Source organism: Rhodococcus sp. 5A-K4 (assembly GCF_046097995.1).
Taxonomy (GTDB): domain Bacteria; phylum Actinomycetota; class Actinomycetes; order Mycobacteriales; family Mycobacteriaceae; genus Rhodococcus_F; species Rhodococcus_F erythropolis.
The window spans coordinates 1-24,439 of the sequence record NZ_JBJURM010000049.1 but is presented as its reverse complement, the minus strand read 5'-3'; the positions used below and the strand labels follow the sequence as shown (position 1 = coordinate 24,439).

The window sequence follows — 24,439 nt, the reverse complement described above, 5'->3', positions numbered from 1 at the left end:
ATCAGGGCGGGAAGGATTCTCATAACCAGCGGGTCACTTAATGGGGGTCATGCCACTTGCAACAGCCCGCACTCGGAGCTAGATGTTGTGGGTATGGACGTTGCTGACGCGGGATTGAAGTGGACGGGCTGGTCCTTCGCGGCAGGATGGAAGTTGCGAAACTGACCATCAACAGCAAAGGGACCAGCCCTGTGACACACCGTAATGCTCCGCTGACTGTGGAGGGAAGACGACGCTTGATCGAGCGCTGCCAGAGTCGTCCGATTGCCCACGTCGCCGCCGAAATGGGGATTTCACGACAATGCGCCTCCACCTGGGTCAACCGGTATCGCAAGTTCGGTGAGCTGGGATTACAGGACCGGTCCAGTACGCCACATCATCAGCCGACCGCCACAGCCGCGGGCATCGTGGCCGAGATCGAAGCGATGCGCCGAACCCGGAAATGGTCGGCCTCACGCATCACGTTCGAACTGCGCACCGACGGCATCACCATTGCCCGTCGAACGGTCACGAAAATCCTGCGGAACCTGGGATTGCACCGCCGCCGGTTCATCGACCCGAACGGCGAAACCAACCGAAAACCGCAGGTCATCGTCGCGAAACGACCTGGTCAAATGGTGCATGTAGACATCAAGAAAGTCGGAAAAATTCCGGACGGCGGCGGGTGGCGTGCCCACGGCCGCGGCTCCGAGCAGGCCAAACGATCGCAGCGCCGGAAAACGAGGAACAAACAGGCCCGCATCGGCTACACCTATCTGCATTCCGCGATCGACGGCAATACGCGCCTGGCGTACACCGAGGCACGCGACAACGAAACCGCCGCAACAGCCATCGATTTCATGAACAACGCCCGCGTCTTCTTCGCCGCACACGGCATCAACCGGATCGAGCGCGTGATCACCGACAACGGATCATGCTATCGGGCAGCCGATTTCACTGCTTCATTGCGAGAGGCGCGGCACTACCGCATCAAGCCGTACACACCGAAACACAACGGGAAAGTGGAACGCTACAACCGCATCCTCGCCGAAGAACTTCTCTACTCCCGCGAATACAGCAGCGAGCAGCAACGACGCACCGCCGTCGAAGTCTGGAACGTTCACTACAATTACTGTGAGTCTTGGGGTGGCTGGTCTGGAACTGGCTGGCAAGGTAGGCATCGTGCCGCTCCCGCGCCATGGCCGTGACTCATACAATTACTCGCTCCCTACCGGGATGCGTTTCGATGGACATGTCCGGCTCCGGCGCGGGACGGTCGGTGCTCACCCGGTCCACTCCGATGGCTTGATCAGAAGACTGTCCGCTCCGCGCCCAGTAGGCGAGGTCGTGACTCATCACAGTATTGCCCCGAAGTGACTTCCATCCAGGCTCGCACCGGCCCGCAGCGGCCGCGTCATCATTCCCGTCTCGGAAGGAAGCACGAACCGCCATGTCTATCGTCGCGCATAGCCGCCCGTTCGTCATCGGAGTCGATACCCATGCCCGCAAACACAGTTACGCGATCCTGACCCCGGTCACCGGTGCACTGATCGCCACCAACGAATTCCCCACGACTCCTGCTGGGATGAAAAGGGCCCTGAGCTGGGTTGCTCGCCTCACGGGTGGCGACCTCGCGGCACTGTGGGTTATCGAGTGCGTGGCAACGTTCGGGGCCGGGCTGGCACGAACGGTGACCGGCGCCGGCTACGAGGTCGTCGAGGCCGCTCGCATGGATGCGCGAGCCCACCGCGGGGTCGGTAAGTCTGATGGCCTCGATGCACATCGCATCGATGCCGCCGTTCTGCCGCTCGAGCTCGACCAGCTACGTCATCCACGCGCCGACAGTGGTGTGCGGGCCGCTTTGCGTGTCCTGACGACCGCTCGTGAGCACATGAGCACCGACCGCACTGCCTGCATCAATGCGCTTACCGCCTTGTTGCGGGTCGTCGATCTCGGCACCGATGCTCGCCGCCCGCTGACAAACGCACAGATCACCGAGGTAGCTTCGTGGCGCAGCCGCGTCGAGGAACTCGCACTCTCGGTCGCACGAGCCGAGGCAGTCAGACTGGCGAAGCGAATCCACGCCCTCGATGGCGCACTCGCAGAAAACAATACGCAGCTCAAGAAGCTGATCGAGCAGAGTGAGGCAGCTCCGCTCTTGGAGCAGGCAGGCCTCGGTCCAGTGACCGTGGCCGTTGCCTATGCAGCGTGGTCACACCCTGGACGCGTGCGCAACGAAGCCGCGTTCGCTGCACTCGCAGGTGTGAATCCGATTCCAGCCTCATCCGGGAACACCACTCGTTACCGGCTGAACCGCGGAGGAGACCGGAGACTGAATCGAGCCCTGCACATGGCGACCGTTACGCGCATGGCCCACGATCCCGAGACACGCGCCTACGTCGACAAACGAAAAGCTCAGGGGCGCACGACCAAAGAGATTCGACGCTGCTTGAAACGCTACCTCGCCCGCCGAATCTACCGAACACTCGAAGCGCTCCACACATCCTCAGCCGGGGCTTGACGAACATAGAAGAGTCGATCGACCCCACGGCGCCCTGGCGGGGCAAACACCGTACGAACGCCTCAAGCAAAAAGCACGAGACCCGTTGTCATAAGCCTCTTTCAGTTGCACAGTCTGAGGACTTAGTGAGGATGACGACTCCTCTCAATGCTCCGGATTGCCACCTTCGAGAGTTCGATCTTCGCAGTTCAGAGGGTTATTCTGCCGATCTGACCCACCGTGACTCCTCGCCATCGTGAATGCACCAGGGGCTATCGCTTCGGTAGATGCTCAATTTGTCACAAGTGGAGATATCTACATCGAAAATTCAGCCTGCCGACAGTTCCACTCCAGGTCTTGATTACGGACTCGATCAAAGGTTCAAGGATCGCCCGATGATCTCCTTCATGATCTCGGTGGTGCCGCCGTAGATGGTCTGGATGCGAGAATCCATGTATGCCTTAGCGATCGGGTATTCCTTCATGTAGCCGTAGCCGCCGTGGAGTTGGAGGCATCGGTCGATCAGTTTGACCTGGGCTTCGGTGGTCCACCACTTAGCCATGGCAGCTTCTTGCACGGTCAACTTCTCGGCATTGAGTTGCTCGATGAACTTGTCTACGAGAACGCGGACGGCCGTAGTCTTCGTGGTCTCTTCCGCCAGTACGAATCGGGTGTTCTGGAAGCTACCGATCGACCTGCCGAAGGCCTTGCGCTCGCGGCAGTACTGGATCGTGCTTTCCAGAACGGATTCCATGACTGCAGCAGCGACCACGGCGATGGAAAGCCTCTCCTGGGGAAGGTTCTTCATCAGGTAGAGGAAGCCCATTCCCTCCTCGCCGAGCATGTTGGAGGCGGGGACTCGGACGTCGGTGAAGCTCAGTTCTGCGGTGTCTTGTGCCTTTAACCCGATCTTGTCGAGGTTGCGCCCTCGTTCGAAGCCTGGCATTCCGCGCTCGACAACGAAGAGGCTGAAGCCTTGCGCTCCGATGTCGGGATCAGTGCACGCCACGACGATGACGATGTCGGCGTTGATGCCGTTGGTGATGAACGTCTTGGACCCGTTGAGAATCCAGTCATCGCCGTCGCGGACGGCTCTGGTCTTGATGCCCTGTAGGTCGCTGCCGGTTCCGGGTTCTGTCATGGCGATCGCTGAGATCAGTTCTCCCGAGGTGAATCCCGGCAGCCAACGCTGTTTCTGCTCGTCGTTACACAGATCGACCAGATAGGGCGCCACGACGTCGTTGTGGAGCATGAAACCGATACCGCTGTAACCAGCCTTGGTCGCTTCCTCGGTGATGACGACGTTGTATCGGAAGTCTTTGACGCCGCCGCCGCCGAATTCCTCGGGAACGGCCATTCCCAGGAAACCTTGCTTGCCGGCTTCCACCCAGACGTCGCGATCGACGATGTTCTGCTCTTCCCACTTGTCGTGGAAGGGCGCGACGTGCTGTGCCAAGAACTTCTGGAAGGACTCCCGGAAAAGATCATGTTCCGGTTCGAACAGGGTACGTTCCACGCCAACTCCTACTGCGTCGATGTTTTGTGGGAGAACTGAATTTCGTTGCGTCCGTTCGTACTGTCGTAGGACGGTACGAACTCGTCAGAGCATTCGTCGATGATGTGAGCGATCAGGAGGGTGACTGCATCCGCCTGTAGAGCAAGCTTTCTGGCGCATCCTCACTGCTCGAGGAAACGCAGATCGACCGGTTGTCCGTCGGAGGGGAACGGCAGGGACGTGAAGTTGAGCGGGGCGACGTAGTCGGCGTCGACGCGCCAGTCGAAGCGCAGAAGGAGATGATGCATGATCGCTTTGATCTCGGCGCCGGCGAAGTGCATGCCGAGGCATTTGTGCACACCACCACCGAACGGCTCCCACGCGTATCGGTGCACCTTGTCTTCGCGTCGATGCTCCGCGAAGCGCTCGGGATCGAAGCGTTCTGGTTCGGGCCAGTACTGCGACATGTGGTGCGTGAAATGCGGCACCACCGCCGCGTACGTTCCTGCCGGCACGAAATGTCCCTGGACCTGGGTGTCGCGGACCGCGCGGCGCGCCATGACCGGTACCGGTGAGACGATCCGGAGGCATTCCTTCATGACCAGATCGAGGCTGACGAGTCCGTCGAGATCGGCGTAGCTCGGTGACGCTGTTCCCAACGAGAGGGACTCTGCCCGGCATCTGTCCTGCCACTGTGGGTGTTGGCCCAGGTATTGCATCATCGTGGAGATGGTGATGGTGGAGGTGTCGTGCGCGGCCATCAGGAGGAAGATCATGTGGTCGACTACTTCGTCGTCGCTGAAGCGTTGTCCTGCTTCGGATTCGATGTGGCAGAGCACGGAGAACAGGTCATCGGTTTCGTGTGATCGGCGTGCCGGTAGGTACTGCCGGAAGAAGTCTTCCAGGACTCGGCGTCCGTCGAGTCCTCGCTTCCACCTGGTTCCTGGGACGTTGTAGCGCACGACTGAGGTGGCTGCCTGTACACAATCGACGAAAGCTTTTTTCACCGAGTCGATTTCGCTCTCGGTGGATCCTTCCGCGCCTCCCATGAAGATGTCGGTGGCGAGATCGAGGGTGAGTGATTTGAGTGCGGTGTAGGCGCGGAATCCGTCGGTGGGAGTCCAGGCGTCGAGCGCCGAGGCGATCGCCGGGTTGAGAACGTCGACTGTTTTTTCCAGGCGTGATCGGGTGAATGCCTGCTGCATGATCCGGCGGTGTCGTAGATGTTCTTCCGAGTCGAGAAGCATGAGACCGCCGTGGAAGAAGGGGCCGATCAGGACCGACCAGCCGTCGCCGTTGACGAATGCTCGATCTTTGTTCTGCAGCACTTCTTGGCATGCGTCGGGTCCGAGGACCGCGACCCAACGTCGCCCGATCATCGAGAACCAGGAGACCTCGCCGTAACGGTCCCAGTGCTTTTGCATCAAGGCGAGGGGATCGCGGATGTATTCGAGTGCGTGCCCGACACCGGGGAGCCCCGATCGGCCCGAGATCGGGAGTAACTGCGACTGTGCTGGTGGATCGGCCAGGATCTTGGACATGGATGAACCTCGACTTCCGCATTGATCTGACAGTGCATCCTGTCAGATATGGGTAGTCTGCGTCACAGCGATCGGATCTGTCAATATCGACCTATGACTTCTCCTACGCCACGTCGATACGCGGGCCTGAGCGGCGACCAGCGTGCAGCACTGCGGCATGAAACCTTGCTCGAAGCCGCATTGGAAGTCTTTGCTGCCACAGGCAAGAGCGGCGCCACCATGACCGCCATCTGCGCGCACGCCAAGTTGACCGAGCGGTACTTCTACGAAAGTTTCACCAGCAGAGACGAACTCCTGCAGAAGGTCCTGGACGGAATCGCCGACGAAGTCCGCGAAGCCGGACTGGACGCACTTCGGGCGAGCGGCGGGACGCTCGAGCAGCGCGTACGAAATGCCATAGCGTCATTCGTCACCATCTTGACCGACGATCCACGCAAGGGACGTGTTGCGATGATCGAATCCGCCGCGTTCGAACCTCTGCGCACCCACCGACGTGCAGCGCTGCGGGGCTTTGCTCAGATGGTGGCCGACGAAGCCACACGCATGTACGGCGACCGGGCATGGCCACCACACCAGGGCGAAATCAACGGATTGCTGTTTGTGGGCGGCTTGGCCGAGTTGGTCACCGCATGGTTGAACGACGAGATCGCCATCACCCCTGACGAGATCGTCGATGCGGCAACATATCAATTCACCTCCACAGCCCACAGGTAAGGAGTCGGGTGCGGGAGTTCACGATCGAACGGGTAGCGAGGGCTCCAACCACACCCCTGCAGGGCATCGGCCAGCTGAAGAGTGTCACTCGTGGATGGCCGGACCGTAGGTGTCGGCGTATTCGAGCGCAAGTTCGAGTTTGAGCCGGTTGGCCCCGATGGGGTGTCCGAGCATCTCCTCGGCGCGCTGGATGCGGTACCGCACGGTGTTCTTGTGCACGCCGAGCGCGCGAGCTGCCGCGTCCGGGCTGCGGTTCACATTCAGGTAGGTGCGCAGAGTGCGGCGCAACTGGGTGGAGGCTGCATCGGTACCGTCGAGGCCGCGTAGTTCACGCGAAACCAGTGCCCCCGCCGCGTCGGGGTGGCCGTCGAGTAGGTGGACAATTTCGACGTCTGCATACAAAATCGGACGAGCCGCAACCTCCTGATGTTCCGAAATATGCTGAGCGGAAACAGCTTCGGTGTAACTTTGCCGAAATCCTCGAATTCCCTTGCCTGGGTTGCCCATCGCGATCGATATCCCGGCCGGAATATCCGCACCGATGTCCACTGCGGCGAGATCCGACTCGACGTCCATCGACAGCCACGCCCAGAGCCCTCGCGATCCCGACGGCAGAGTCAGTAGCTGGCGAGCCCCGATCGTGGCCGCGACCGCGCGGACAACGGAATTCAGGACGCCGATCACGTCCTCGGTCTGCTCGGACGGCGCATTGTCGAACCACAGCACCAGTGCCGTGTTATGCCTGATCAACGGGTAATTCAAACGGTTCGATGCCGCCGCTGCATCGACGATCTCACCTCGGATGATCGCCTGCACGGTTTCCGCCTGCCGTGCGAACGCGCCGCTCAATCCGCGCTCTCGTTCCTCACTGTAGGTATCGGTGAGTATCTCCAACGACACGTTGAGCCAGTGATTCGCCCGCTCCAGGAGCCGTATCAATACCTTCGGTTCCAGTACGGGGTCGGTGATGCGCTCACTTGCCGTTTCCGCGGCGAACCTCAGCAGCGCCTTCTGGCCGACTCGGTAGATCTGCATCAAGACCCTCAGATGCAGACCTCGTCGGGCGATCGTGCGCGCGAGATCATGAGCTGCGAGCGGCAGGTCCACCTCGGCGGAGTCGTCGGTGAGCCAGATCAACAGCGCACGCCCTTGCCCGCGGGTGCTGGCATCGAGGTCCCGCCGCAACTCCCGGTCCGCGGAAACTTCGGGGACCTCCGCCACTATTGCTGCGTCGAAGCGCGCGACAAGGCCATCGAGGGTGCCGGGCACCAGCGCCTCCGCAGCGAATTCCCGGAGCCAGGCCATCACCATGTCGTCAGCGGACACGTCAGCACCTCTTTCGCATTTAGACTCAAAGTACAAGAATGACCGATCTCCTTGGCCTATTTCGCCAAGAAAACTTCAGTTTGCTTGTGTAATTCTAATAAGACGTGGCGCACATCATAGAAGGCGGGGTTCATATGAGATCCGGAAGCAAGGCCGAGACGGGCTATGACGACATCGATGTGTACTGCCCCGCGGACGGACGCCTCGTCGCGCGCGTACCGGACAATAGTTCCGAGACAGTGGCCGAGACCGTCCGATCTCTGCGCGCTCACCAAGTCGAGTGGGAAGCGCTGGGGCCGAAAGGTCGGGCCAAGTGGCTACGGAAGCTGCGGGACTGGCTCCTCGACAACGAGCGCCATCTCATCGACGTACTGCAGTCCGAGACCGGCAAGCCACGCGCCGAAGCAGCCATCGAGCCCGCGCTCGCGTGCGATCTGATCAACTACTTCGCTGACAATGCCGGCACGTTTCTCGCCGACGAGCGTGTGAAACCCCACGGACCGCTCTCGATGACCAAGCGACTGATCAAAACTGTCCGCCCCTACCCGGTAGTCGGTGTGATCACTCCGTGGAACTTCCCGCTCGCGATGCCGGCGATGGACATCATCCCGGCTCTGCTCGCCGGCGCGGCGGTTCTGCTCAAACCGTCCGAGGTGACGCCGTTGGCAGCCGTCGAACTCGCACGGGGATGGTCGGACATCGGCGCACCCCCTGTTTTCTCGGTCCTCACCGGCCGCGGCAACACCGGTGCAGCGGTAGTGGATTCAGTGGACTTCGTGCAGTTCACCGGTTCCACAGCAACCGGTCGAGCGATCGCGGTGCGGGCTGCCGAGCGACTGGTGCCGTGCAGCCTCGAACTGGGCGGCAAAGACCCAGCGATCGTGTTGGCGGATGCCGACCTGGACCGCGCGGTAGCCGGAATCGCCTGGGGCGGCCTGTTCAATGCCGGACAAGTGTGTGTGTCGATCGAACGCGTCTACGTCGAGGCCCCCGTCCACGACGAGTTCGTCGCGCGACTGGCGGCACTCGTCGGCTCGCTCCGACAGGGCACCGACGACGACGGATATCGCACCGATGTCGGCGCGCTGGCCACCGAGGCGCAACGTGACCTCGTTGCCCGGCACGTCGCCGACGCTGTGGACAGCGGCGCCACGGCCCTGACCGGAGGCAAAGCCGGGAGCACCGGCACCTTCTTCGAGCCGACTGTCCTCGTCGACGTAAACCATTCGATGGCCTGCATCCGGGAAGAGACCTTCGGGCCCACCATCCCCGTGGTCAAGGTCGCCGACGCCGACGAAGCCGTACGTTTGGCCAACGATTCCGAGTACGGCCTGTCTGCGACGGTGTGGTGCGGGAACAGAACCCGCGGCGAGGAGATCGCCCGCCGACTCGACGCCGGCGCGGTGAACATCAACGACGCCTTCTCCAATCTGTTCGCGCTGGGGCTACCGCACGGAGGCTGGAAGCAATCCGGTCTCGGCGCACGATTCGGGGGTGCATACGGAATCCGCAAGTACACCCGGCAGCAGGCGATCACGATGCCGCGCGGACCCGTGATGAAGCGGGAATTGCTCTGGTATCCATACACCCCCTTACGTGGTCGTTTCGTCGGCCGGCTGCTGCGCGCCCTCGTCGCGCGTGACCCGCGCCGCCGACTGTCCGCAGCAAGCCGCTCGAACTCCCTGTAACGACGACTGAAGGACACAAGGAAAATGACACAATCTCTGCACGGTCGCGTCATCGCGATCACCGGCGGTGCCCGCGGAATCGGGTTCGCAACCGCGACCGCGTTGACCAGACTCGGCGCGAAGGTGGCAATCGGGGACATCGACGAGGCCAAACTCAAGGAGTCCGCGACCCAACTCGGCCTGACCAGCTACCGCAAGCTCGACGTGACCGACACCGAATCCTTCGAGGCCTTCCTCGACGACGTGGAAGCAACGCTCGGGCCTATCGACGTGCTCGTCAACAACGCCGGCATCATGCCCGCCGGCCGGATCGCGGACGAACCCGACGCGGTCACCCGCCGGATCCTCGATATCAACGTCCTCGGGGTGATCACCGGCTCCAAACTCGCTGTTCGGCGAATGCTGCCGCGCGGCCGCGGACACGTGGTCAACATCGCCTCACTCGCCGGCGAAATCTACACGCCCGGACTGGCCACCTACTGCGCCAGCAAATATGCCGTCGTCGGTTTCACCGACGCCGCGCGGGTGGAGCACCGCGGTACGGGAATCGAGTTTTCCGCGGTACTGCCATCCTTCGTCAACACCGAGTTGACGGCGGGTACCAAGGGGCTTCCCGGACTCAAGAACGCCGAACCGGAAGACATCGCACGTGCCGTCGTGGCATTGATCGAACACCCCAAGCCGAAGGTACGGGTGACCAAGCTCGTCGGCGCCCTCGCCGCCAGTCAGAAATTCTTCCCCCGCCAGGTCAGCGAAGCGCTCACCCGAGCGCTTCACACAGACAGAGTGTTTCTCGAAGACGTCGACACCGCAGCCAGGCGGGCCTACGAAGAGCGAGCTCGTCACAGCTGAGCCAGAGTGTCCGCGATGCGCGGGCCCTTCGTCTCGGTCGTCGCTCCGATTCTTCCGGACTCGACATGACAGCACTTCATCTCAGTCAACGACAGAAGGCGCAGAAGATCTTCATGACCACCGAAGCTTCCATTTCCGCGACACCGATATCGCCCGAGGACGATGTTCCACGCCCACTCCGGGTCGCGATCGTCGGCGCCGGCCCCGCCGGCATCTACGCCGCCGACGCCCTCATGAAATCCGACACCGCAGTCTCCGGCCGCGGCGTCAGCATCGACCTCTTCGAGCGCATGCCCGCGCCCTTCGGCCTGATTCGTTACGGCGTCGCGCCTGATCATCCGCGCATCAAGGGCATCATCACCGCTCTGCACAAGGTGCTCGACAAGCCTCAGGTCCGCCTGCTCGGCAACATCGACTACGGCACCGACATCACCCTCGACGACCTGCAGTCGTTCTACGACGCGGTCATCTTCTCCACCGGCGCCAACGCCGACCGCGCGCTCGGCATCCCGGGTATCGAACTCGACGGCAGCTATGGCGCGGCCGACTTCGTCTCCTGGTACGACGGCCACCCCGACGTACCGCGTACGTGGCCGCTCGAGGCCGAGAAGGTCGCCGTCCTCGGCGTGGGCAACGTTGCACTCGACATCGCCCGCGTCCTCGCCAAGACCGGCGACGAACTGCTGCCGACCGAGATCCCCGCCAACGTCTACGAGGGCCTCAAGAACAACAAGGCCGTCGAGGTTCACGTCTTCGGACGCCGCGGGGCACTGTCACGTTAGTTGAAAAGCATAGCGGCACAGCTAGTTTGGTGCAGGTCGCTACGGGACAACGCCGGGCCGTTCACATTCAGGTGGCGGCATCGGTCGCGGTGATCTCCCGCCAGACCGTGAATCGGTCGGCCATCTCGGTACGCCATTCGGCGGCGGTCAGCAGGTGTCGGCGCGGCCGGAAATGTGGCGAGATGCCGCTGAACGTGGACAGGAACCGTTGCGCGTGCCCAGGTGAGGTGAAGCGTTTCATCGCACGTTCGCGCTGTCGGGTCGGTTGGTGCGAGTTCTCGGCGCGATTATTCAAATACTTCGACTGGCGATGCTCGACCGATCCCAGCAGTTCGCGGTGCGCCACCTGGTAGCTGCCCAGCTTGTCGGTGACGATCATCCGCGGAACATACTCCAAACCTTTGAGCAGCCTCCGGAAGAACTTCTTGGCTGCCAACGCGTTTCGGCGTGACTGAACCAGCACATCGAGAACGTTGCCATGCTGATCGACAGCACGCCACAAATAATGTTGCCGACCATTGATCCGAATGAACACCTCGTCGAGGTGCCACTTGTCACCGGGTTGTGGACGTCGGCGGCGGAGCTCGTTGGCGTAGGCCTGCCCGAATTTGGCGCACCACCGCCGGATCGTCTCGTAGCTGACCACGACACCGCGTTCGAGCATAAGTTCCTCGACCTCACGGAAGCTGAGCGGGAATCGAAAGTACAACCACACGCAGTGGTTGATGATTTCGACCGGGTAGCGGTGGCCTTTGTATGACGGCATCGGGGTGGGCACGCCACATTCTCCCAGTTTGCTGCGTTCAACAACGTGACAGTGCCATCGCCGGGGCCACGATCCCCGGCAGGCTGCGCCGCGACGGACGCGCATAGCTGTAGTTCGTCCGCCCCGACTGATCCGCCAATGCGCGCCGGATCACCGCACGCAACACCCGATCCCACGGCACGGTCGGCGGCGTGAGAACCTCACCGGCCCAGCGCGCCAACCCTGCCGGTGCGCTCCCGCGCCCCTTCCCCTGCGCAGCCTGCACCGCCCGCGCCACATGACGGCGCACCAGATCCGCTTCCGCGTCGTCCAACCCGTCCGCGACCTCCCCCGCTGCCGCGCCCAACTCCCCCGGCACCGGCGCGCATCCCGCACCGGATCCGCATCCCACGTCGTCGTCGTCTGGAAACTGTTGTCCGTAGCCGGATCGATCAGGTGCGTGTAGTAGTCCTCCGCGATTCCGCCGTCCTCACACCCGAACGATTGCGGAGTGATCACCCCGTCCGGTAACCCGACGCCCGCCGCCAGCAAGTCGTCGTTGATTTCCGCGTCCGCCGCGTAATTCCACGCCACGTGCCCCGCCGGCTTCGGCAAGGACTGACCCCGCACCCCGTGCGCCCGCAGCAAGTGCCCGACCTCGTGCAACAACACCGCACCCGCCACCGGCACCGGCCACGCACCAGCCCCCACCAACAACGCCGGATCTAGATAGAGCCGCCACTGCGCATCCACCGCAAACGTGCCCAACCCCGGTGCAGCAACAGGCTGCGCCGCGAACAACGCCCGCATAAAATACGGCATCTGCTCGGCAGAAACCAGCCGTGCCAGGCGAAACGCCCGCAACTCATCCGGCGCGAGCGACCGAACCCCGCTCATGCTGCCGCCTCCATCAGACCCGCAGCGGTCAACATCGGCGCGAACCGACGAGCAGACGCCGGGACAGTCGCCTTCGCCGGTCGCGCCTTCGCCAGCGTGCGCGCCGCCGCGCCCGCCACGTCCGGTGCGCCCGCCTCCGCAGCCGCGATCAGCGGACCCCACGCACTACGCCAAGCCTCCACCGTGCCGCGTCCCACCGCCCACGCCGTGACACCGGACAGCACCGCCCACACCAGATCAGGACGCGACTGCCAATCGAACGCCGAATCGGGATTCTCCACCACCGCAACCGGATCGGGCAGATCCGCGCTACGACGCCACTCCAAGAACTCCACGCCCGCACCCTCACCGATCAACCCGAACACCGCCGTGTTGATCGCCGCGTTGTCGTCCTCCCGCAAATGCGGCAACACCGCCGCCAACATCGACCACGTACGACGCGACGGCCACGCACCACCTGTCTGCGCAGCCGACGACGGAAACGCATCCAACGCATCAGGATTGCGCTGCACAAAGCCGGTGATCGAACTGCGCACCAACGCAACCCGCTGCTCATCGGTGGCCACCGCACGCGAGGCAGGCGGCGCACCCCACCCCGTCGACATACCGTCCAACCACTCATCCACAGACGGCGTGAACTCCACATGGCAGAACCGATTCGCCAACGGCGCTTCCAACTCGTACCCACCAGCAGCGCAATCCGGAGGGTTCGCCCCCGCAATCACCCGAGTTCCCTTCGGCAACTGCACATCACCGACAGTCAGATCCAGCGCCACCGCCAACATCGCCGCCTGCACAGCAGGCGGACTCGTCGTCAACTCGTCCAGAAACAGATACCCGCCACCCCCGGCAACCAATTCCTTCGCCCACGCCGGAGCCTCCAACGTCACACCGTGCTCCCGCACCACCGGCAACCCCGCGAAATCCGACGGCTCACGCAACGACCCCAACACCGTCTTGCACAACACCCCATCCGCCGCAGCCAACCCACGCACCAAACTCGACTTGCCCATCCCCGGACCCGAAATCAGCAACGACGGCACACCCGCTCGCCCATTCGCATCCAACACAGTCACCGCAGTAGCCAGATCAGCCATCAGAACACTCCAAAAAAATCGGCACGATGGTCAGTCGCGCACTCAACAGGACACCTCGAATTATACGGTCTGAACTGCGGAAATGACGGATTCTGTGGCTCTAAATGGCCCTGCCCCTCGCCGTGCCGGGGGCGCGGCGAGGGAAGGCCGGCCAGCCGGCCGGCCCTCTCCCCCCGTGTGACCAGATCGTGTCGTACACACCTGAGATAGTGCGGAGTTGCGAAACAACGCAGAATACGAGAAAGAGATTCACACATGCAGGTCGGCGATCATGTCCGGATCCACACCACCGGTAAGTCGGTGTTCTCCATCGTCGAGATCGATGAAGCCTCGGGAAAGTCCATCGTCGAATCCGTCACAGACGCACCGGGAAAGTACCCCTGGCCGACTGACTTGACCAGCCTCGTCGCCGCTGGGAATCCGCAGGGCTGATAGAAAATGTGTCTCGATCACACATCAATAATTGGTCGATTTAGTGCAGTTATTGCCTTATATGGTCGCAAATGCGACCATATATGGCATGGATGAGATGACGGTGCACGATGCTGCAGCTGCACTCTCGGTGACCGAACGGCAGGTCACCAGACTCGCTCGCGCCGGTTCCATCACCATCGCCCGCGAGGTGGGCAATTCTCTCCTGCTCAACAGTGCATCCGTCCACCGGATGGCCCAGAGCTCTCGCCGTCCCGGACGCCCGTGGAATCCTGAAGTTTCCTGGGCAGCCCTGGCCTTGTTGTCCCACTGCACAGTCGACTGGATCGCTTCTCCGACACAGATCACCCGACTCAAGCATCGTTTACGCCGGTCGTCCGCGGCAGAAGTGGCCTACCTCGCCAGAAACCGCGCCACCACACACCACATGGAGACCTGGGGGGAGGGCGACGTAGATGTCTTGATCAGGGGCGGCTACCTCGCCGCCACCGGTATCAGCGCGATCATCCACGTACCGGAAACAGCGGCGCGATTCGGACTGTCCTCCGCGAGAAACGACAAAGCCGACGGGTACATCGTCGACGACGACTTCGACGACGTCGTAGAACAATTCGGGATGCTCTCCCAAAACGGTGATGTCACCCTCCGGGTCGTTTCCACCCTGAACCCATTCTTCCGTACATCAACGCTTCCGATCGCGGCCGTCGCCGTCGATCTGATGGAATCACTCGACACCCGCCAGCGCAGCGCCGGCACGCGCGTACTCCAGGAGCTACTCGATGACTTCCGTTGAACGTCCCGAGTGGACTATTCAGGCGCCTGCCGGCGGGTGGGCTACACCGTGGCCGCAAGCCGCGGAACTGGCCAACGCGATCCCGTCCGACCAATGGACACTGATCGGGGGGCTGATGGTGCAGCTGCACGCAGCGAAAGCAGGAGTGCCACTCAACCGACCTACCCTTGATGTCGACATCGTGCTGCACATAGAAACCGGCGCAGCCGTATTCAACGAAGTCAAGAAACAACTCGAGGATCTCGGCTACGAACTCCGCTGGTCGCTCCAGGACGACGACCCCATCCACCGGTTTACACGTGGAGGAGAAAAGACGCCCGAGATAGTCGATGTGATGGTCGCCGACCATCTACCACCGAAGCATGTCCCGAAGCTGAAAGGGCACCCGGTCTTCCAGGTCCCAGGTGCCACATCTGCATTGCGGAAAACCGTGAACTGCACGATCGAAATTGACGGGGTACCAACCCGTTTGAGCCTGCCGACCGTTCTGGGGGCTCTGATCCTCAAGGGGGCAGCTTTCATCAGCGACCGCAAAGACACGCAACGCCATCTCGATGACGCTGCAATCCTCGCCAGTGCGATTGGCAATCCGATCGTCGAACGTGATGTGACGATGACGGAAAACGACCCACGCAGACTCGAGAAGCTCGCTGAGGCACTCGAAAACCCACAACACCGTTCGTGGCAACTCGTCCCGGAAGGGCGTCGAGATCGCGCGTACAGGGCGCTGATGACTATCGCTAGCAGGCCAGAGAACCCCAGTTCAGGTACCGCGCAATAGCCGAGCGCCACGACAGAACTTAGCTCCAAGATCGTCTTCGCTACTCACACAGTGAGCGAGAACGGCAGGTTGAGCGTATGCCGGCGGAAACCGTGCATGTACGGCGGCCGCAGACCCGTGGGTCCTCGGCCACCGGTTGCCACCGCGGTTCCGTGCAGGCATCCATCCGGGGTTGGCCGACCGAGGCTGCCATCAACATGGAGATGTCCTGCCGACCAGCCAAAAGACTCGTCGAGAGGCGCCACTTCCCACCGCAGAACTCGACCTTCGCCCTGACTACGTTTTTTTCCGATCGCGGCAATGCCTTGCAGGATCGCCATGATCCGGTCATCGTCTCCCACACATTGCCATGTCACGGTGTCGGTGCTCGTGACCAACAACGGCATGCTCCGCGACCGGTACGGGCCTTGCCTTTCCGAGACGACGCCCGGGAGATCTGCCACGAGGTCCCCGAGCGCCGCATGATCGGGGCGCCCCGTCCAGTAGCGCACCACTGGATGATCGACAGGTTTCTCGGGATACGCGCAAGTAGCTGCCCAGTGCCATAAGCCTCCGCCTGACAGTTCGCATCGAGCCAAGGGCAAATCGAGGTCTTCAGGGTCGACGTCGGCTGCCAGCGCAGCTACGTCTTCTCCTCGATCGCGCTTGCCCGCCTTCTGGTCTGCCCATATTTCGGCGGCGAGCAGTCCGTCGAGGCTCACTCCCCAGGGTGCGGCGTGCGCGATTCCGTGGGCGAGTCTCGCTTTCACCAGTAGCGGCCTCATCACCAGTTCGCCAGAACTTCCAGCGCGTCGTCTCGGACACTGCGCAGATGTTCGCGCCAGTCCACCGCAGATGCTGTGGTGCCGGCAGTCGTCGATCGTGTGGATTCGACGCGAACCATCCCGTGGCCGATCGACAATCGCCCGCCGAGTCGTCCTGCTGCTGTGAATTCGGCGAGGACGTCTGTGAAGAAGGCGATCTGCAGATCGGTGGCTCGGGTGAGGCGGATCCAGGATTCGAAGGTGGTTCCCGCAGGTAAGGTCTCGACTTCGTAGCGCATCAGGTGTGAGCCGGTCGCCGAGTTCTCCGCGTCGGACTCTGCCGCGGCGGTTGATGGGAAGTCTGCGGTGTCCGAGTCGTCGAATCGGCTGTACCGCTCGATGCCCAGCAGCTCGAACTGGCTCAGTAACGGGAGCTTCGACGGTCTGGACATGATGTGTTCGGTCTCTTTGACCCGCGGTACGACTTTCCCGATCTGGGCGCGGCCCTTGATCATCGTGGAGCTGCTGTTACCTCCGAAGACGCCGATCAGGGGGATGAGATTTCGTGCATGCTCGAGTCTGTTTCCGGAGAGGGGTTCGCCCTTGGTTTTTCGTAGGGCTCCTCCGCTGCGGAGGGTGTGGGCCGCCGGCAGCGACAGTGTGCCCTCGTAGTCGAGCACGTCGCGGAGGAGTTCCTCACCGATGCGTCGCAGTGTTCCGCGGAAGGAGTTGCCGGAGATGATCGGGACGAGCTCCCCCGTCCCGTCGGGCTGAATTACTTCTTCGCGGCGAAAGAGCGCCGTGGTTGTCGAGGTGCTGTCGTCTTTGTGCGAGATCGACGACAGTGCGTAGATGTCCAGATCCCAATGCACAGTGCTGGTCATGGTGATGTTTCTCCTGCGTTGTCGCGCTGCCGGCGGATGTGGGTTTGGGACTCTCGGTATGCCGTCGCGACGATCTGCGTTCGAAGCACCAGCGCCCGGGTCGATTCGCGCATGATTGTCAGCACTGGCTTCGGTGGTTCTCTCAGTAGTTGCGAGAGTTCGAGTCGCTGCGATGCGTTGGGTCGGGATTCGAGCTTCTCGGACACGATGCCCCACCATCGGTCGAGATCGGCGCCGCACCGGTAGGTGGCGAGCCGGACTCGATCGGGAAGGTGGTGTTCCCAGTAGACGGCTCGGCGGGATGCTACCCATCCGTTTTCCCAGTCGATTCCGTAGTGCAGCAGCAGAAGTAGCCGTTCAGCGGTTGAGTGAGCCCCGGTCAGTGCGGGTAGTTCGGGAACGGACGCAAGCCATTTGTCAGTGGAGGTTGCCATTACGGTTCCTTCCTGTTCGAGGAGGAGGCGCGTAGGCCGAGTTCCCACCATGGGGGTGCCGCGCGCCATCGATCGAGTTCTGCCCAGTCTTCGAGGAGTCCCGTCCACCGTGCGGCAGGAAGTCGGCGCATCATCGCGAATTGCGGTGCGCTCGCTGCCAGCATCCGCTCTCCGAAGCCGTCCGCGCGCAGGCGGCGCATCGCAGCGAGAGTGTGTACATCGTGTTTGGTCCAAGACAACGAGATGTCGTCGACACTAATTTCGCCCCACCGCGCATGAGGGAGAAGGTGTTTGCGACGCATACCCACTGGCACGACGAGCGCGTGCGCGGAGGTTAACGGTTTCTGCAGGCGCGCTCCGAGTTGTCTCGAAGTCAAAGTTTTCAGTGTTGGTGGGCACGCTCCCACCAACTGGATGTTCAGACGCAGTGCTGAGGTGCGGTAGACCCACGCGCAGACTTGGCACATCCCTTGCGCGGCGGGCGAGGACCACCCGTCGAAGGCAGTGAATGTACGTGAAACGACGGATCTGACAGAGATGTTGCCGGGGCTCTCACGCCCGCACCGGGCGCAGGGGCCACCGCAGCGGCGACCTTCGACAGGTGGGGGATCAACTGCCCTGTGTGCGGCGGTGCACACGTCTTCGATACTCACAGCGTTCGAGTCGGTCATGCAAAGCAAGCTATCTGCGGCACATGACATTACGAACACCGCGCACATTACGGCAGTGGATGATCAGCAGCTGTCGAGGCCGCCAGCGTCGGTTTCGTTATGCGGGTCCCTTGTTCACGAAATCGTCGGCGAGATCCGCCGCGAGTTCGAGGTACGCACGTTCGGTCTTCTTGCTCAGCAGCGGCAGGTCGATCGGGCCGCCTTCCCCGAGGTGTTCGTCGAACGGGATGATGCGGACCGCTCGTACGCCTTGTTGGCGGAAGACGTCTTCGAGCTGACTCAGGTCGAGTGAGGAGGATCCCGGCCGTGTCGAATTGACGACCACCACTGCCTTTTCCACCAGGCGTTGATGTCCTTGCTCGTTGAGCCATGCCAAGGTGGAGACAGCCGATCGTGCGCCGTCTTGGGCGGTGGGGCTGACCACGACGACTGCATCCGCCTCGTCGAGGATGCCCTTCATCGCTGAATGCATCATGCCGGTTCCGCAATCGGTGATGATGATGTTGTAGTGCACTTCCAACGTTTTGAGCGCGTCGAGATAGTCCTGCTCGTTGAAGGCTTCGGAGGTGGCCGGGTCAGTTTCGTTGGCGAGGATTTCCAGACGACTGTCCCCCTGTGAGGTGTAGTGCCTCACATCGCTGTAAGTGCGGATGTGGTGATCTGCCAGCAGGTCTCGAACGGTGTATCGGTGCTCGCGATGCTCGCGATCGGCAAGGGTTCCGGCGTCCGGGTTGGCATCGATCGCGATCACACGGTCGCCTCGCAGCGAGGCGAACGTCGACCCCACTGTTTTCGCTGCAGTTGTTTTTCCCACCCCACCTTTGAGGGAAACGAAGGCGATTTTGTACACGCCTCGCGAAGGCTGGTTGATCCGTTTGACCAATTCGAGGTACTCGAGCTCTGCCTGCGACTGACCCGGGTTGACCTTGCCCCCTGTCAATTTGAACAGAAAGCGGCGGAAACCTTTCGCCGGCGGGCGTTTCGCACGACGGATGATGTCGAGGTCGTCGATAGTGCGCCTCGGAGGGGTTGAGGATCGGAAATCAGAGGCGATTCCGGGGTTGACCTGACGCGGTTGAATGGCAGGTCCCTGCGGCGGGGCGCCGTTGTAGTGCTGTTGACCGTATTGGCCTACCGCTGGCGCGGCCGGCTGAGCGGTGGAATGAGGGTGGGTCTGACCCGCGCTCAACGGCTGCTGATACTGCGCGGTGTGCGAACGCGGTTCTTCAGTCTGCGGGGCCGAGGCGTTGTATCCACCAGTGCCGCGAGATCCTTGAGTGTCGACGCCGGCGCCTTGAGCAGGAAACGCTGTCGTCGGCGGATCCCATGACGGAGCTGATTCGACTGCGGCGTTGGGCGCACTCGACGAAGTGGTCGGGGGTACAGGCTGCGAGCTCGCCGGCGGCAGGTTCGAGGGCGACACGACCCGGACATTTGCGACCCGCGATGGACCAGGCGGCACCGGCTGTGGGTGCGCAACAGGCGCTTCCTGATTCAGGGTGGAGTCAACGTGGCGGGTGGACCACGGGCTCCTTTGCGCTGTCTCTGACTCCGCGTGAACACTCCGGATGTGATCGAGCGGATCGGGCGTAGTCGGTTGCGGCTTGCTCTGACGCGCCTCCTGCGGGGCGATCGGCTGCCAGCCTCCGTTTGCCGCAGGCGCTCCGGCTTCGGTTGCGTGCGTGGGAGCTGACGGGGCGAATGGCTGCGCTGGGGGTGCGGCGTCGACTGGCGATGATCCCTCATGCGGATGTGGTGCGTGACGTGCGACGCGGTCTTCGGTGTGAACTTGATGGCCGCCGCTGTCCAGAGGGTTCTCACCGTCATCGGCGCTGGCATCGAGCCATGGTGGCAATTCGGGATTATTCTGGTCGCTGGACATGGTCCCCCACTTTCGTTGGAAATTCGTTTTGGGCGATTTTGGCGAACGTATCACCGACTGGATACACGACGAGCAGTCAATATCTGCTCCCGTCTCCGGGATTCACACACAGATACGCGCTTCGCACGAAGCGGAGAGACTGCCGATAGGGTTGAAACCCTCATGAAGGGAACGGGATGAGTGCAACTCCGGATGGCTTGAACATGGCCACGCTCAATGCATTCCGCCCTATCCGGCACGATCTGGAGTCAATACGAGCGAAAATCGCTGCACACCTCGAAGATAATGACGGTTACGTCGCGTTCTCCGGCGGTAAGGATTCGCTTGTCGTGCTTCACCTCGCCCTTTCCGTGGAGCCGAATGTTCCCGTCGTCTTCTTCGACTCCGGAGCGGAGTTTCCTGAGACGTACGAATTCGTGCAGCGAGTGGCACAGGAATGGAAGTTGAACTTTCAGGTATATGCGGCAGAGCCCCCATTACTGGAAATGCTCTCCCGAGACGGGGGTTGGCAGCACGAACGTGCGGCGGACTACCTAAAGTCCGTTTCACTGCACGAATCATTGATTGCGGAGCCAGCTCGTCGCGCGCACGCCGACCACGGGCCAGGCGAGATATGGGGTGTACGCGCCGACGAATCTGTCAAAGGCACAGGTCGATGGTCGCTCTATCACAGCAATCTCGCGCTCGAAATCGAACGGAACTGCCGAACGTGTTGTGCCACTAAGGCGGAGCAACGCCGGGCACACGGTGGCTTGATCTCGCGCGCCGACAGAACTCGCGTGATTGGGCCGGCCTGGGATTGGAGCCGCGACGATGTCTGGGGCTACGTGGCTCGACACAAGCTGCCGGCCAACCCGATCTACGACAAACTACGTGGTCTCGGCGTCTCCGACGAAAACTTGCGGGTCAGCCATCTCATCGACGGGCACTTCCTCGAACAAGGCCGGGTCACGTGGCTACGACGCGGATGGCCGACATTGTTCGAGGAAATCGCCGATGTACTTCCCCGTATCCGCGAGTACGTCTGACACCTAAGTGTGAAGCGGGTGTTAGTCGCCGATCTTGAACGAGTTTTGGGCGGAGTCGGTGCATTGGAGGTAGGTCTCGGCATGGGAGCGGCCGTCGACGTACGGCCAGTTGCAGCGCCATCCTTCCACTGTGGCGAACCGCCCTTGACCTTCGATGACCACCGAAGTGTCATTGAGGTATCGCTCACTGATTGCAAGGGCCGTTGCGCACTCGACAGATCCGGTTAGGACGATCACTGGTTGGACGGCGCCTGTGGCGTGGGGGACGACTGTCCCACACAGGTCGCCAGCAGTTGCGGCGGACGCCGGCGAAATTCCGGGCTGAACCGGCGGGGCAGTACCTGGCTGGAACTGCGACGTTGGAAAGGGATCAGCAGTTCCGGTGGTGATGCCCGCCTGTCCTCTGACGTCCGTGACGCCCGCCTGAGTGGGTGCTGTGCCGGACGTCGACGAGGCAGACGATTCACTGGTGGCGCTTGTCGTCAACGACTCGTTTTCAGATCCCGAATCGGTACACCCTGCAACTGTGGCCGCGGTCATTGCTGCAATCGCGATGATGCAGCGTCTGGTCGAACGTCGTTTCACAGTGTTCTCCATTATCTCGTGCTGTTGATTAGTGTTGTACAAGTGCACTTTTCAGTTGCATCCTCTGCCCTACCTCGGTTAGAGTCAGTGCACTGAGATTGCACCGTGAGAGTCGGAGGCATCACCCTTTGGGTGGCCTCCGATTTTTCTTTGCGCCGGCAGTGTTGTTATTTTCGGGATGCTCGACCGCCGAATCGCCTGAAGCCGGTTCTACGAGGCTGAATGTCGACTTCCCTGCCAGGATCTCGGGGTGCATGAAGATTTCGGGGCGGCCTTGTGCGTCTGTGTAAGCCATGCTGAACCTCTATTTCTCAAGTCGCTTCGGTTGTCGTAATCTCGCGCAGTTGCACGACGATTCTTTCGCCAGGCGGCTGACCAGGCCGTTCGTAAGGGGCGTTGTGTATGGCGACGACTTCGACATGCATTCCTCGGGGCAGCACGTGCGCGGTGTTGTTTCCGCTATCGGATTGCCCCAGGTACATTCCGCGACTGGTTTCGATCTCGAAGGCAACGTCGTTGGGCCCGCGGTGTGCATCCAGTTCGTGAAGTGTGTGAGTGCCGGCCGTGAAGCGGTCGAAGGAAATCACCGCGCCTGGTTGCAGATTCGATGGCCAATCATGCTGCCCCGCTATCGGATGCGGCATCGTGACTTCGGTGTAGACCAGATGGCCTCGACCTGTTTTCGACTCCGCTGATTGGATCGCACGGTCGATCCGTTGGACCTCTTTTCGCTGTTTATCGTCAAGCAGAACAGCGTCACCGTTGACTCTCGACAGAGCGGCATTCGTCTCAGCCCATGTCTTCGGGTCCGACACCAAACCGTTCAACGCCCGATGTTGTGTCCCGGGCATTGTGTCAAGGACAGCACGTTTGGCCACCGATCGCGCTTTGCGTTGTCTCGAACTCAAGTTTTTGCGGAGCTCGATCTCACCGGGCAAGTTGCGGCGCAATCTCGCATCTGTGATCGGGGCAGTTCCCGGCCGAGGAAATGCGCGGTTGAGGTCCTTCGAAGCTCGGGTCAGGCTCATCCCTTCGGTGGCCGAGTCGAGGTTCCGTGCGGAAGCTCTTTCCTTCTCTCGCTCCGCATACCGTTGTTCCGGGATGACGAGAGCTTGCTTCTTCGTCGCTATATTCGAGTTTCCGCCGTCGACATCGACGACACCGGATACTCCGTCAGGGCTCGACCTGGTGTAACTGCGAGACATAGGGATCCACTTCCTCGAACGAGTCAACTCACGCCGTTTTGCGATGCGGAGTGGGAACTTGAGTCCCCAAGGTCATCGCAGTGTCGAGGACGTCGGAGATGTTCCTGCTGGTTCGCCCGCACATCGCGCATTGGGCGGGAAGGTGCTGGGTGACGAGTTCCACGAAATGTATGTGGCACACCAAATGCGGAGTCGGGGTCCACCCGGCGCAGCAGTCTCTCAGAGTAAGAGCCCACTGCGCCGGACGGATATGAGTCACGTCGACGCCGGCTTGTTTCTCCAGTTCGCAGCTGGTGCAGCTCGGGAGGACACGTACGACCGAATCGATATCGAGCGGCGAGTTGTGGTCCATCATGAACTCCTCTGTTCTGCAAAGCTGGCAGGCGATTTAGTCGTTGGTACCGGCGCTGCTGGGCTGTTCACCGGTGTGATTCGGTGATGCGGGCGGTGCGGCCTGGGACGTTGTTTCGGCGGCGGCCGGCTTCTGTCGACGAGCCTTCTTCTTCTTCGGCGCCGAGTAGCCCATATCTGTGAGTTCACGCGCTGTCCAGCCACCGGAAATGGCTGTGTCGTATGCGGTTTTGATCGTGTCTTCCGCGCGCGCGTGCTCTGCGTCAAGCGATTCGAGTTCCTGGGCGTGCTTGGCAAGGAGAACCTCGCGCTGATCGAGTATTTCCTGCGCAGAGGCTTGCGCCTCACCAATTGCTCCGACAAGCGATACACGTGCCTGAAGAGCTTTGTGTGCCAGTGCCTCAGCGCTCTTGCGTGCTGTGTCCACTGCCTTCTTGTTGGTCGGTGTGGGGCTCATCTGTCATTTCTCCTTGGTTATTTCCGGATCTAGACCGCACGCAAGTGAAGCGCTGTGGAGGTCACCGGTGGTGACGCTCAACGCGTAGTCGCGGGCGACTGTCAAATAGCGTGCCGCATACTCGCATCCGTACGCCGTATTGGGGGGCATCCATTCATCGAGTCCTTTGTCGGATTTCTTCCCGTTGGTCGGTCCGTCCACGGCCATCAGGTTGCGATCGATGTCGTTGGCAAACTGGATTCGTTTGTCGACCGCCCAAGTCGAAGCGCCCATTTTCCATGCTCGGGCAAGGGGATACACGTGGTCGATCTGAACCGCCGATGCGTCGGCCTTCTCGAACTCGATGGTCGTACCGGTGTAGGAATCCTGAAGCGTTCCCGCTATGACGACACAGTTCCGCGTACCGGGCTTCGTCTCTACGGCAATTAGTTGTTGTGCCAGAACATTGTTGCGTGAATCGCAACCATCGTGGCCGCCTGGTCCGTCGTAGTCGTCGGTCCACGCAGGCCCGAAACTGCAGGATTCTCTGAACAAGAATTCAAGCTTGGTAATCATGTGGAAGTCCTTCCCGAGATCG

At 61.6% G+C, this 24,439-nt stretch carries 24 protein-coding genes and 2 pseudogenes; 10 read left to right on the top strand and 16 right to left on the bottom strand.

Features of this window, described 5'->3' with window-relative positions; all coding sequences use genetic code 11:
- The first annotated feature begins 191 nt into the window (after positions 1-191).
- The gene (locus tag ACKAMS_RS32755) at positions 192-1,187 is read left to right on the top strand and encodes an IS481 family transposase (RefSeq protein ID WP_408990056.1); all 996 of its coding nucleotides are present in this window, start codon (positions 192-194) and stop codon (positions 1,185-1,187) included.
- 242 nt (positions 1,188-1,429) lie between these two features.
- Entirely contained in the window at positions 1,430-2,500 is a 1,071-nt protein-coding gene (locus ACKAMS_RS32750) for an IS110 family transposase (protein WP_408990055.1), read from the top strand.
- Positions 2,501-2,852: 352 nt separating this feature from the next.
- On the opposite strand, the gene ACKAMS_RS32745 is transcribed toward ACKAMS_RS32750, so the two are convergent.
- Entirely contained in the window at positions 2,853-3,995 is a 1,143-nt protein-coding gene (locus tag ACKAMS_RS32745; protein WP_408990054.1) for an acyl-CoA dehydrogenase family protein, read from the bottom strand.
- Positions 3,996-4,156: 161 nt separating this feature from the next.
- Positions 4,157-5,515: a cytochrome P450 gene (locus ACKAMS_RS32740; protein WP_408990053.1), complete on the bottom strand. Its 1,359-nt coding sequence runs from the start codon at positions 5,513-5,515 to the stop codon at positions 4,157-4,159.
- A gap of 93 nt (positions 5,516-5,608) precedes the next feature.
- On the opposite strand from ACKAMS_RS32740, the gene ACKAMS_RS32735 reads away from it, so the two are divergent.
- The gene (locus ACKAMS_RS32735; protein ID WP_024488148.1) at positions 5,609-6,229 is read left to right on the top strand and encodes a TetR/AcrR family transcriptional regulator; all 621 of its coding nucleotides are present in this window, start codon (positions 5,609-5,611) and stop codon (positions 6,227-6,229) included.
- Positions 6,230-6,313: 84 nt separating this feature from the next.
- Here ACKAMS_RS32735 and ACKAMS_RS32730 read toward each other — a convergent pair whose 3' ends face one another.
- The gene (locus ACKAMS_RS32730; protein WP_408990052.1) at positions 6,314-7,555 is read right to left on the bottom strand and encodes a PucR family transcriptional regulator; all 1,242 of its coding nucleotides are present in this window, start codon (positions 7,553-7,555) and stop codon (positions 6,314-6,316) included.
- A gap of 134 nt (positions 7,556-7,689) precedes the next feature.
- Here ACKAMS_RS32730 and ACKAMS_RS32725 point away from each other — a divergent pair, with 134 nt between their 5' ends.
- The 3 genes and pseudogenes from ACKAMS_RS32725 to ACKAMS_RS32715 all read left to right on the top strand — a co-directional run.
- Positions 7,690-9,243 carry an aldehyde dehydrogenase family protein gene (locus tag ACKAMS_RS32725; RefSeq protein WP_408990051.1) on the top strand — a complete coding sequence of 518 codons (1,554 nt, stop codon included), beginning with the start codon at positions 7,690-7,692 and terminating at the stop codon, positions 9,241-9,243.
- 24 nt (positions 9,244-9,267) lie between these two features.
- A complete protein-coding gene (locus ACKAMS_RS32720) occupies positions 9,268-10,095 on the top strand; it encodes an SDR family oxidoreductase (RefSeq protein WP_408990050.1) in 828 nt (275 codons plus the stop codon).
- Positions 10,096-10,208: 113 nt separating this feature from the next.
- Positions 10,209-10,862: pseudogene (locus ACKAMS_RS32715) on the top strand (FAD-dependent oxidoreductase); the annotation flags it as partial.
- 82 nt (positions 10,863-10,944) lie between these two features.
- Here the strand turns inward: ACKAMS_RS32715 and ACKAMS_RS32710 are convergent.
- The 3 genes and pseudogenes from ACKAMS_RS32710 to ACKAMS_RS32700 all read right to left on the bottom strand — a co-directional run bounded on the left by ACKAMS_RS32710 (position 10,945) and on the right by ACKAMS_RS32700 (position 13,616).
- Positions 10,945-11,643, bottom strand: a complete 699-nt coding sequence (locus tag ACKAMS_RS32710; RefSeq protein WP_218681652.1) for an IS6 family transposase — start codon at positions 11,641-11,643, stop codon at positions 10,945-10,947.
- A gap of 55 nt (positions 11,644-11,698) precedes the next feature.
- Positions 11,699-12,519, bottom strand: a pseudogene (locus tag ACKAMS_RS32705) (DUF2201 family putative metallopeptidase); the annotation flags it as partial.
- Entirely contained in the window at positions 12,516-13,616 is a 1,101-nt protein-coding gene (locus ACKAMS_RS32700; RefSeq protein ID WP_219469334.1) for an ATP-binding protein, read from the bottom strand. The pseudogene ACKAMS_RS32705 and the gene ACKAMS_RS32700, both read right to left, overlap by 4 nt.
- A gap of 255 nt (positions 13,617-13,871) precedes the next feature.
- Between ACKAMS_RS32700 and ACKAMS_RS32695 the strand changes: the two genes are divergently transcribed.
- The 3 genes from ACKAMS_RS32695 to ACKAMS_RS32685 all read left to right on the top strand — a co-directional run bounded on the left by ACKAMS_RS32695 (position 13,872) and on the right by ACKAMS_RS32685 (position 15,622).
- A complete protein-coding gene (locus ACKAMS_RS32695) occupies positions 13,872-14,048 on the top strand; it encodes a hypothetical protein (RefSeq protein ID WP_408990049.1) in 177 nt (58 codons plus the stop codon).
- 88 nt (positions 14,049-14,136) lie between these two features.
- Complete coding sequence (locus ACKAMS_RS32690; protein WP_042953725.1) at positions 14,137-14,841, top strand: hypothetical protein; 705 nt, start codon at positions 14,137-14,139, stop codon at positions 14,839-14,841.
- Positions 14,828-15,622 (top strand): hypothetical protein, encoded by a 795-nt coding sequence (locus ACKAMS_RS32685; protein ID WP_408990048.1) that lies wholly within the window; start codon positions 14,828-14,830, stop codon positions 15,620-15,622. The genes ACKAMS_RS32690 and ACKAMS_RS32685 overlap by 14 nt, the downstream gene beginning before the upstream one ends.
- A 44-nt stretch (positions 15,623-15,666) precedes the next feature.
- On the opposite strand, the gene ACKAMS_RS32680 is transcribed toward ACKAMS_RS32685, so the two are convergent.
- From ACKAMS_RS32680 to ACKAMS_RS32660, 5 genes are all read right to left on the bottom strand, one after another.
- Entirely contained in the window at positions 15,667-16,386 is a 720-nt protein-coding gene (locus ACKAMS_RS32680; RefSeq protein ID WP_408990047.1) for a hypothetical protein, read from the bottom strand.
- A complete protein-coding gene (locus tag ACKAMS_RS32675; RefSeq protein ID WP_197941065.1) occupies positions 16,386-17,249 on the bottom strand; it encodes an RAMP superfamily CRISPR-associated protein in 864 nt (287 codons plus the stop codon). Before ACKAMS_RS32675 ends, ACKAMS_RS32680 begins: the two co-directional genes overlap by 1 nt.
- The gene (locus ACKAMS_RS32670) at positions 17,246-17,683 is read right to left on the bottom strand and encodes a hypothetical protein (RefSeq protein WP_042953726.1); all 438 of its coding nucleotides are present in this window, start codon (positions 17,681-17,683) and stop codon (positions 17,246-17,248) included. Before ACKAMS_RS32670 ends, ACKAMS_RS32675 begins: the two co-directional genes overlap by 4 nt.
- The gene (locus ACKAMS_RS32665; protein WP_151531027.1) at positions 17,683-17,883 is read right to left on the bottom strand and encodes a hypothetical protein; all 201 of its coding nucleotides are present in this window, start codon (positions 17,881-17,883) and stop codon (positions 17,683-17,685) included. The genes ACKAMS_RS32670 and ACKAMS_RS32665 overlap by 1 nt, the downstream gene beginning before the upstream one ends.
- Positions 17,884-18,451: 568 nt before the next feature.
- Positions 18,452-19,777, bottom strand: coding sequence for a MinD/ParA family protein (locus ACKAMS_RS32660; RefSeq protein WP_228232817.1), 1,326 nt, complete (start codon positions 19,775-19,777; stop codon positions 18,452-18,454).
- Positions 19,778-20,412: 635 nt separating this feature from the next.
- Here ACKAMS_RS32660 and ACKAMS_RS32655 point away from each other — a divergent pair.
- Positions 20,413-21,264, top strand: coding sequence for a phosphoadenosine phosphosulfate reductase family protein (locus ACKAMS_RS32655; protein ID WP_408990046.1), 852 nt, complete (start codon positions 20,413-20,415; stop codon positions 21,262-21,264).
- A 21-nt stretch (positions 21,265-21,285) separates the two neighbouring features.
- On the opposite strand, the gene ACKAMS_RS32650 is transcribed toward ACKAMS_RS32655, so the two are convergent.
- From ACKAMS_RS32650 to ACKAMS_RS32630, 5 genes are all read right to left on the bottom strand, one after another.
- The gene (locus tag ACKAMS_RS32650; RefSeq protein WP_408990045.1) at positions 21,286-21,849 is read right to left on the bottom strand and encodes a hypothetical protein; all 564 of its coding nucleotides are present in this window, start codon (positions 21,847-21,849) and stop codon (positions 21,286-21,288) included.
- 311 nt (positions 21,850-22,160) lie between these two features.
- Complete coding sequence (locus ACKAMS_RS32645; RefSeq protein WP_046380369.1) at positions 22,161-23,054, bottom strand: hypothetical protein; 894 nt, start codon at positions 23,052-23,054, stop codon at positions 22,161-22,163.
- 28 nt (positions 23,055-23,082) lie between these two features.
- Positions 23,083-23,409, bottom strand: a complete 327-nt coding sequence (locus ACKAMS_RS32640; RefSeq protein ID WP_030538009.1) for a hypothetical protein — start codon at positions 23,407-23,409, stop codon at positions 23,083-23,085.
- 33 nt (positions 23,410-23,442) lie between these two features.
- Entirely contained in the window at positions 23,443-23,862 is a 420-nt protein-coding gene (locus ACKAMS_RS32635) for a hypothetical protein (RefSeq protein ID WP_046380368.1), read from the bottom strand.
- A 3-nt stretch (positions 23,863-23,865) separates the two neighbouring features.
- The gene (locus ACKAMS_RS32630) at positions 23,866-24,417 is read right to left on the bottom strand and encodes an HNH endonuclease family protein (protein WP_408990057.1); all 552 of its coding nucleotides are present in this window, start codon (positions 24,415-24,417) and stop codon (positions 23,866-23,868) included.
- Between the last annotated feature and the right edge of the window lie 22 nt (positions 24,418-24,439).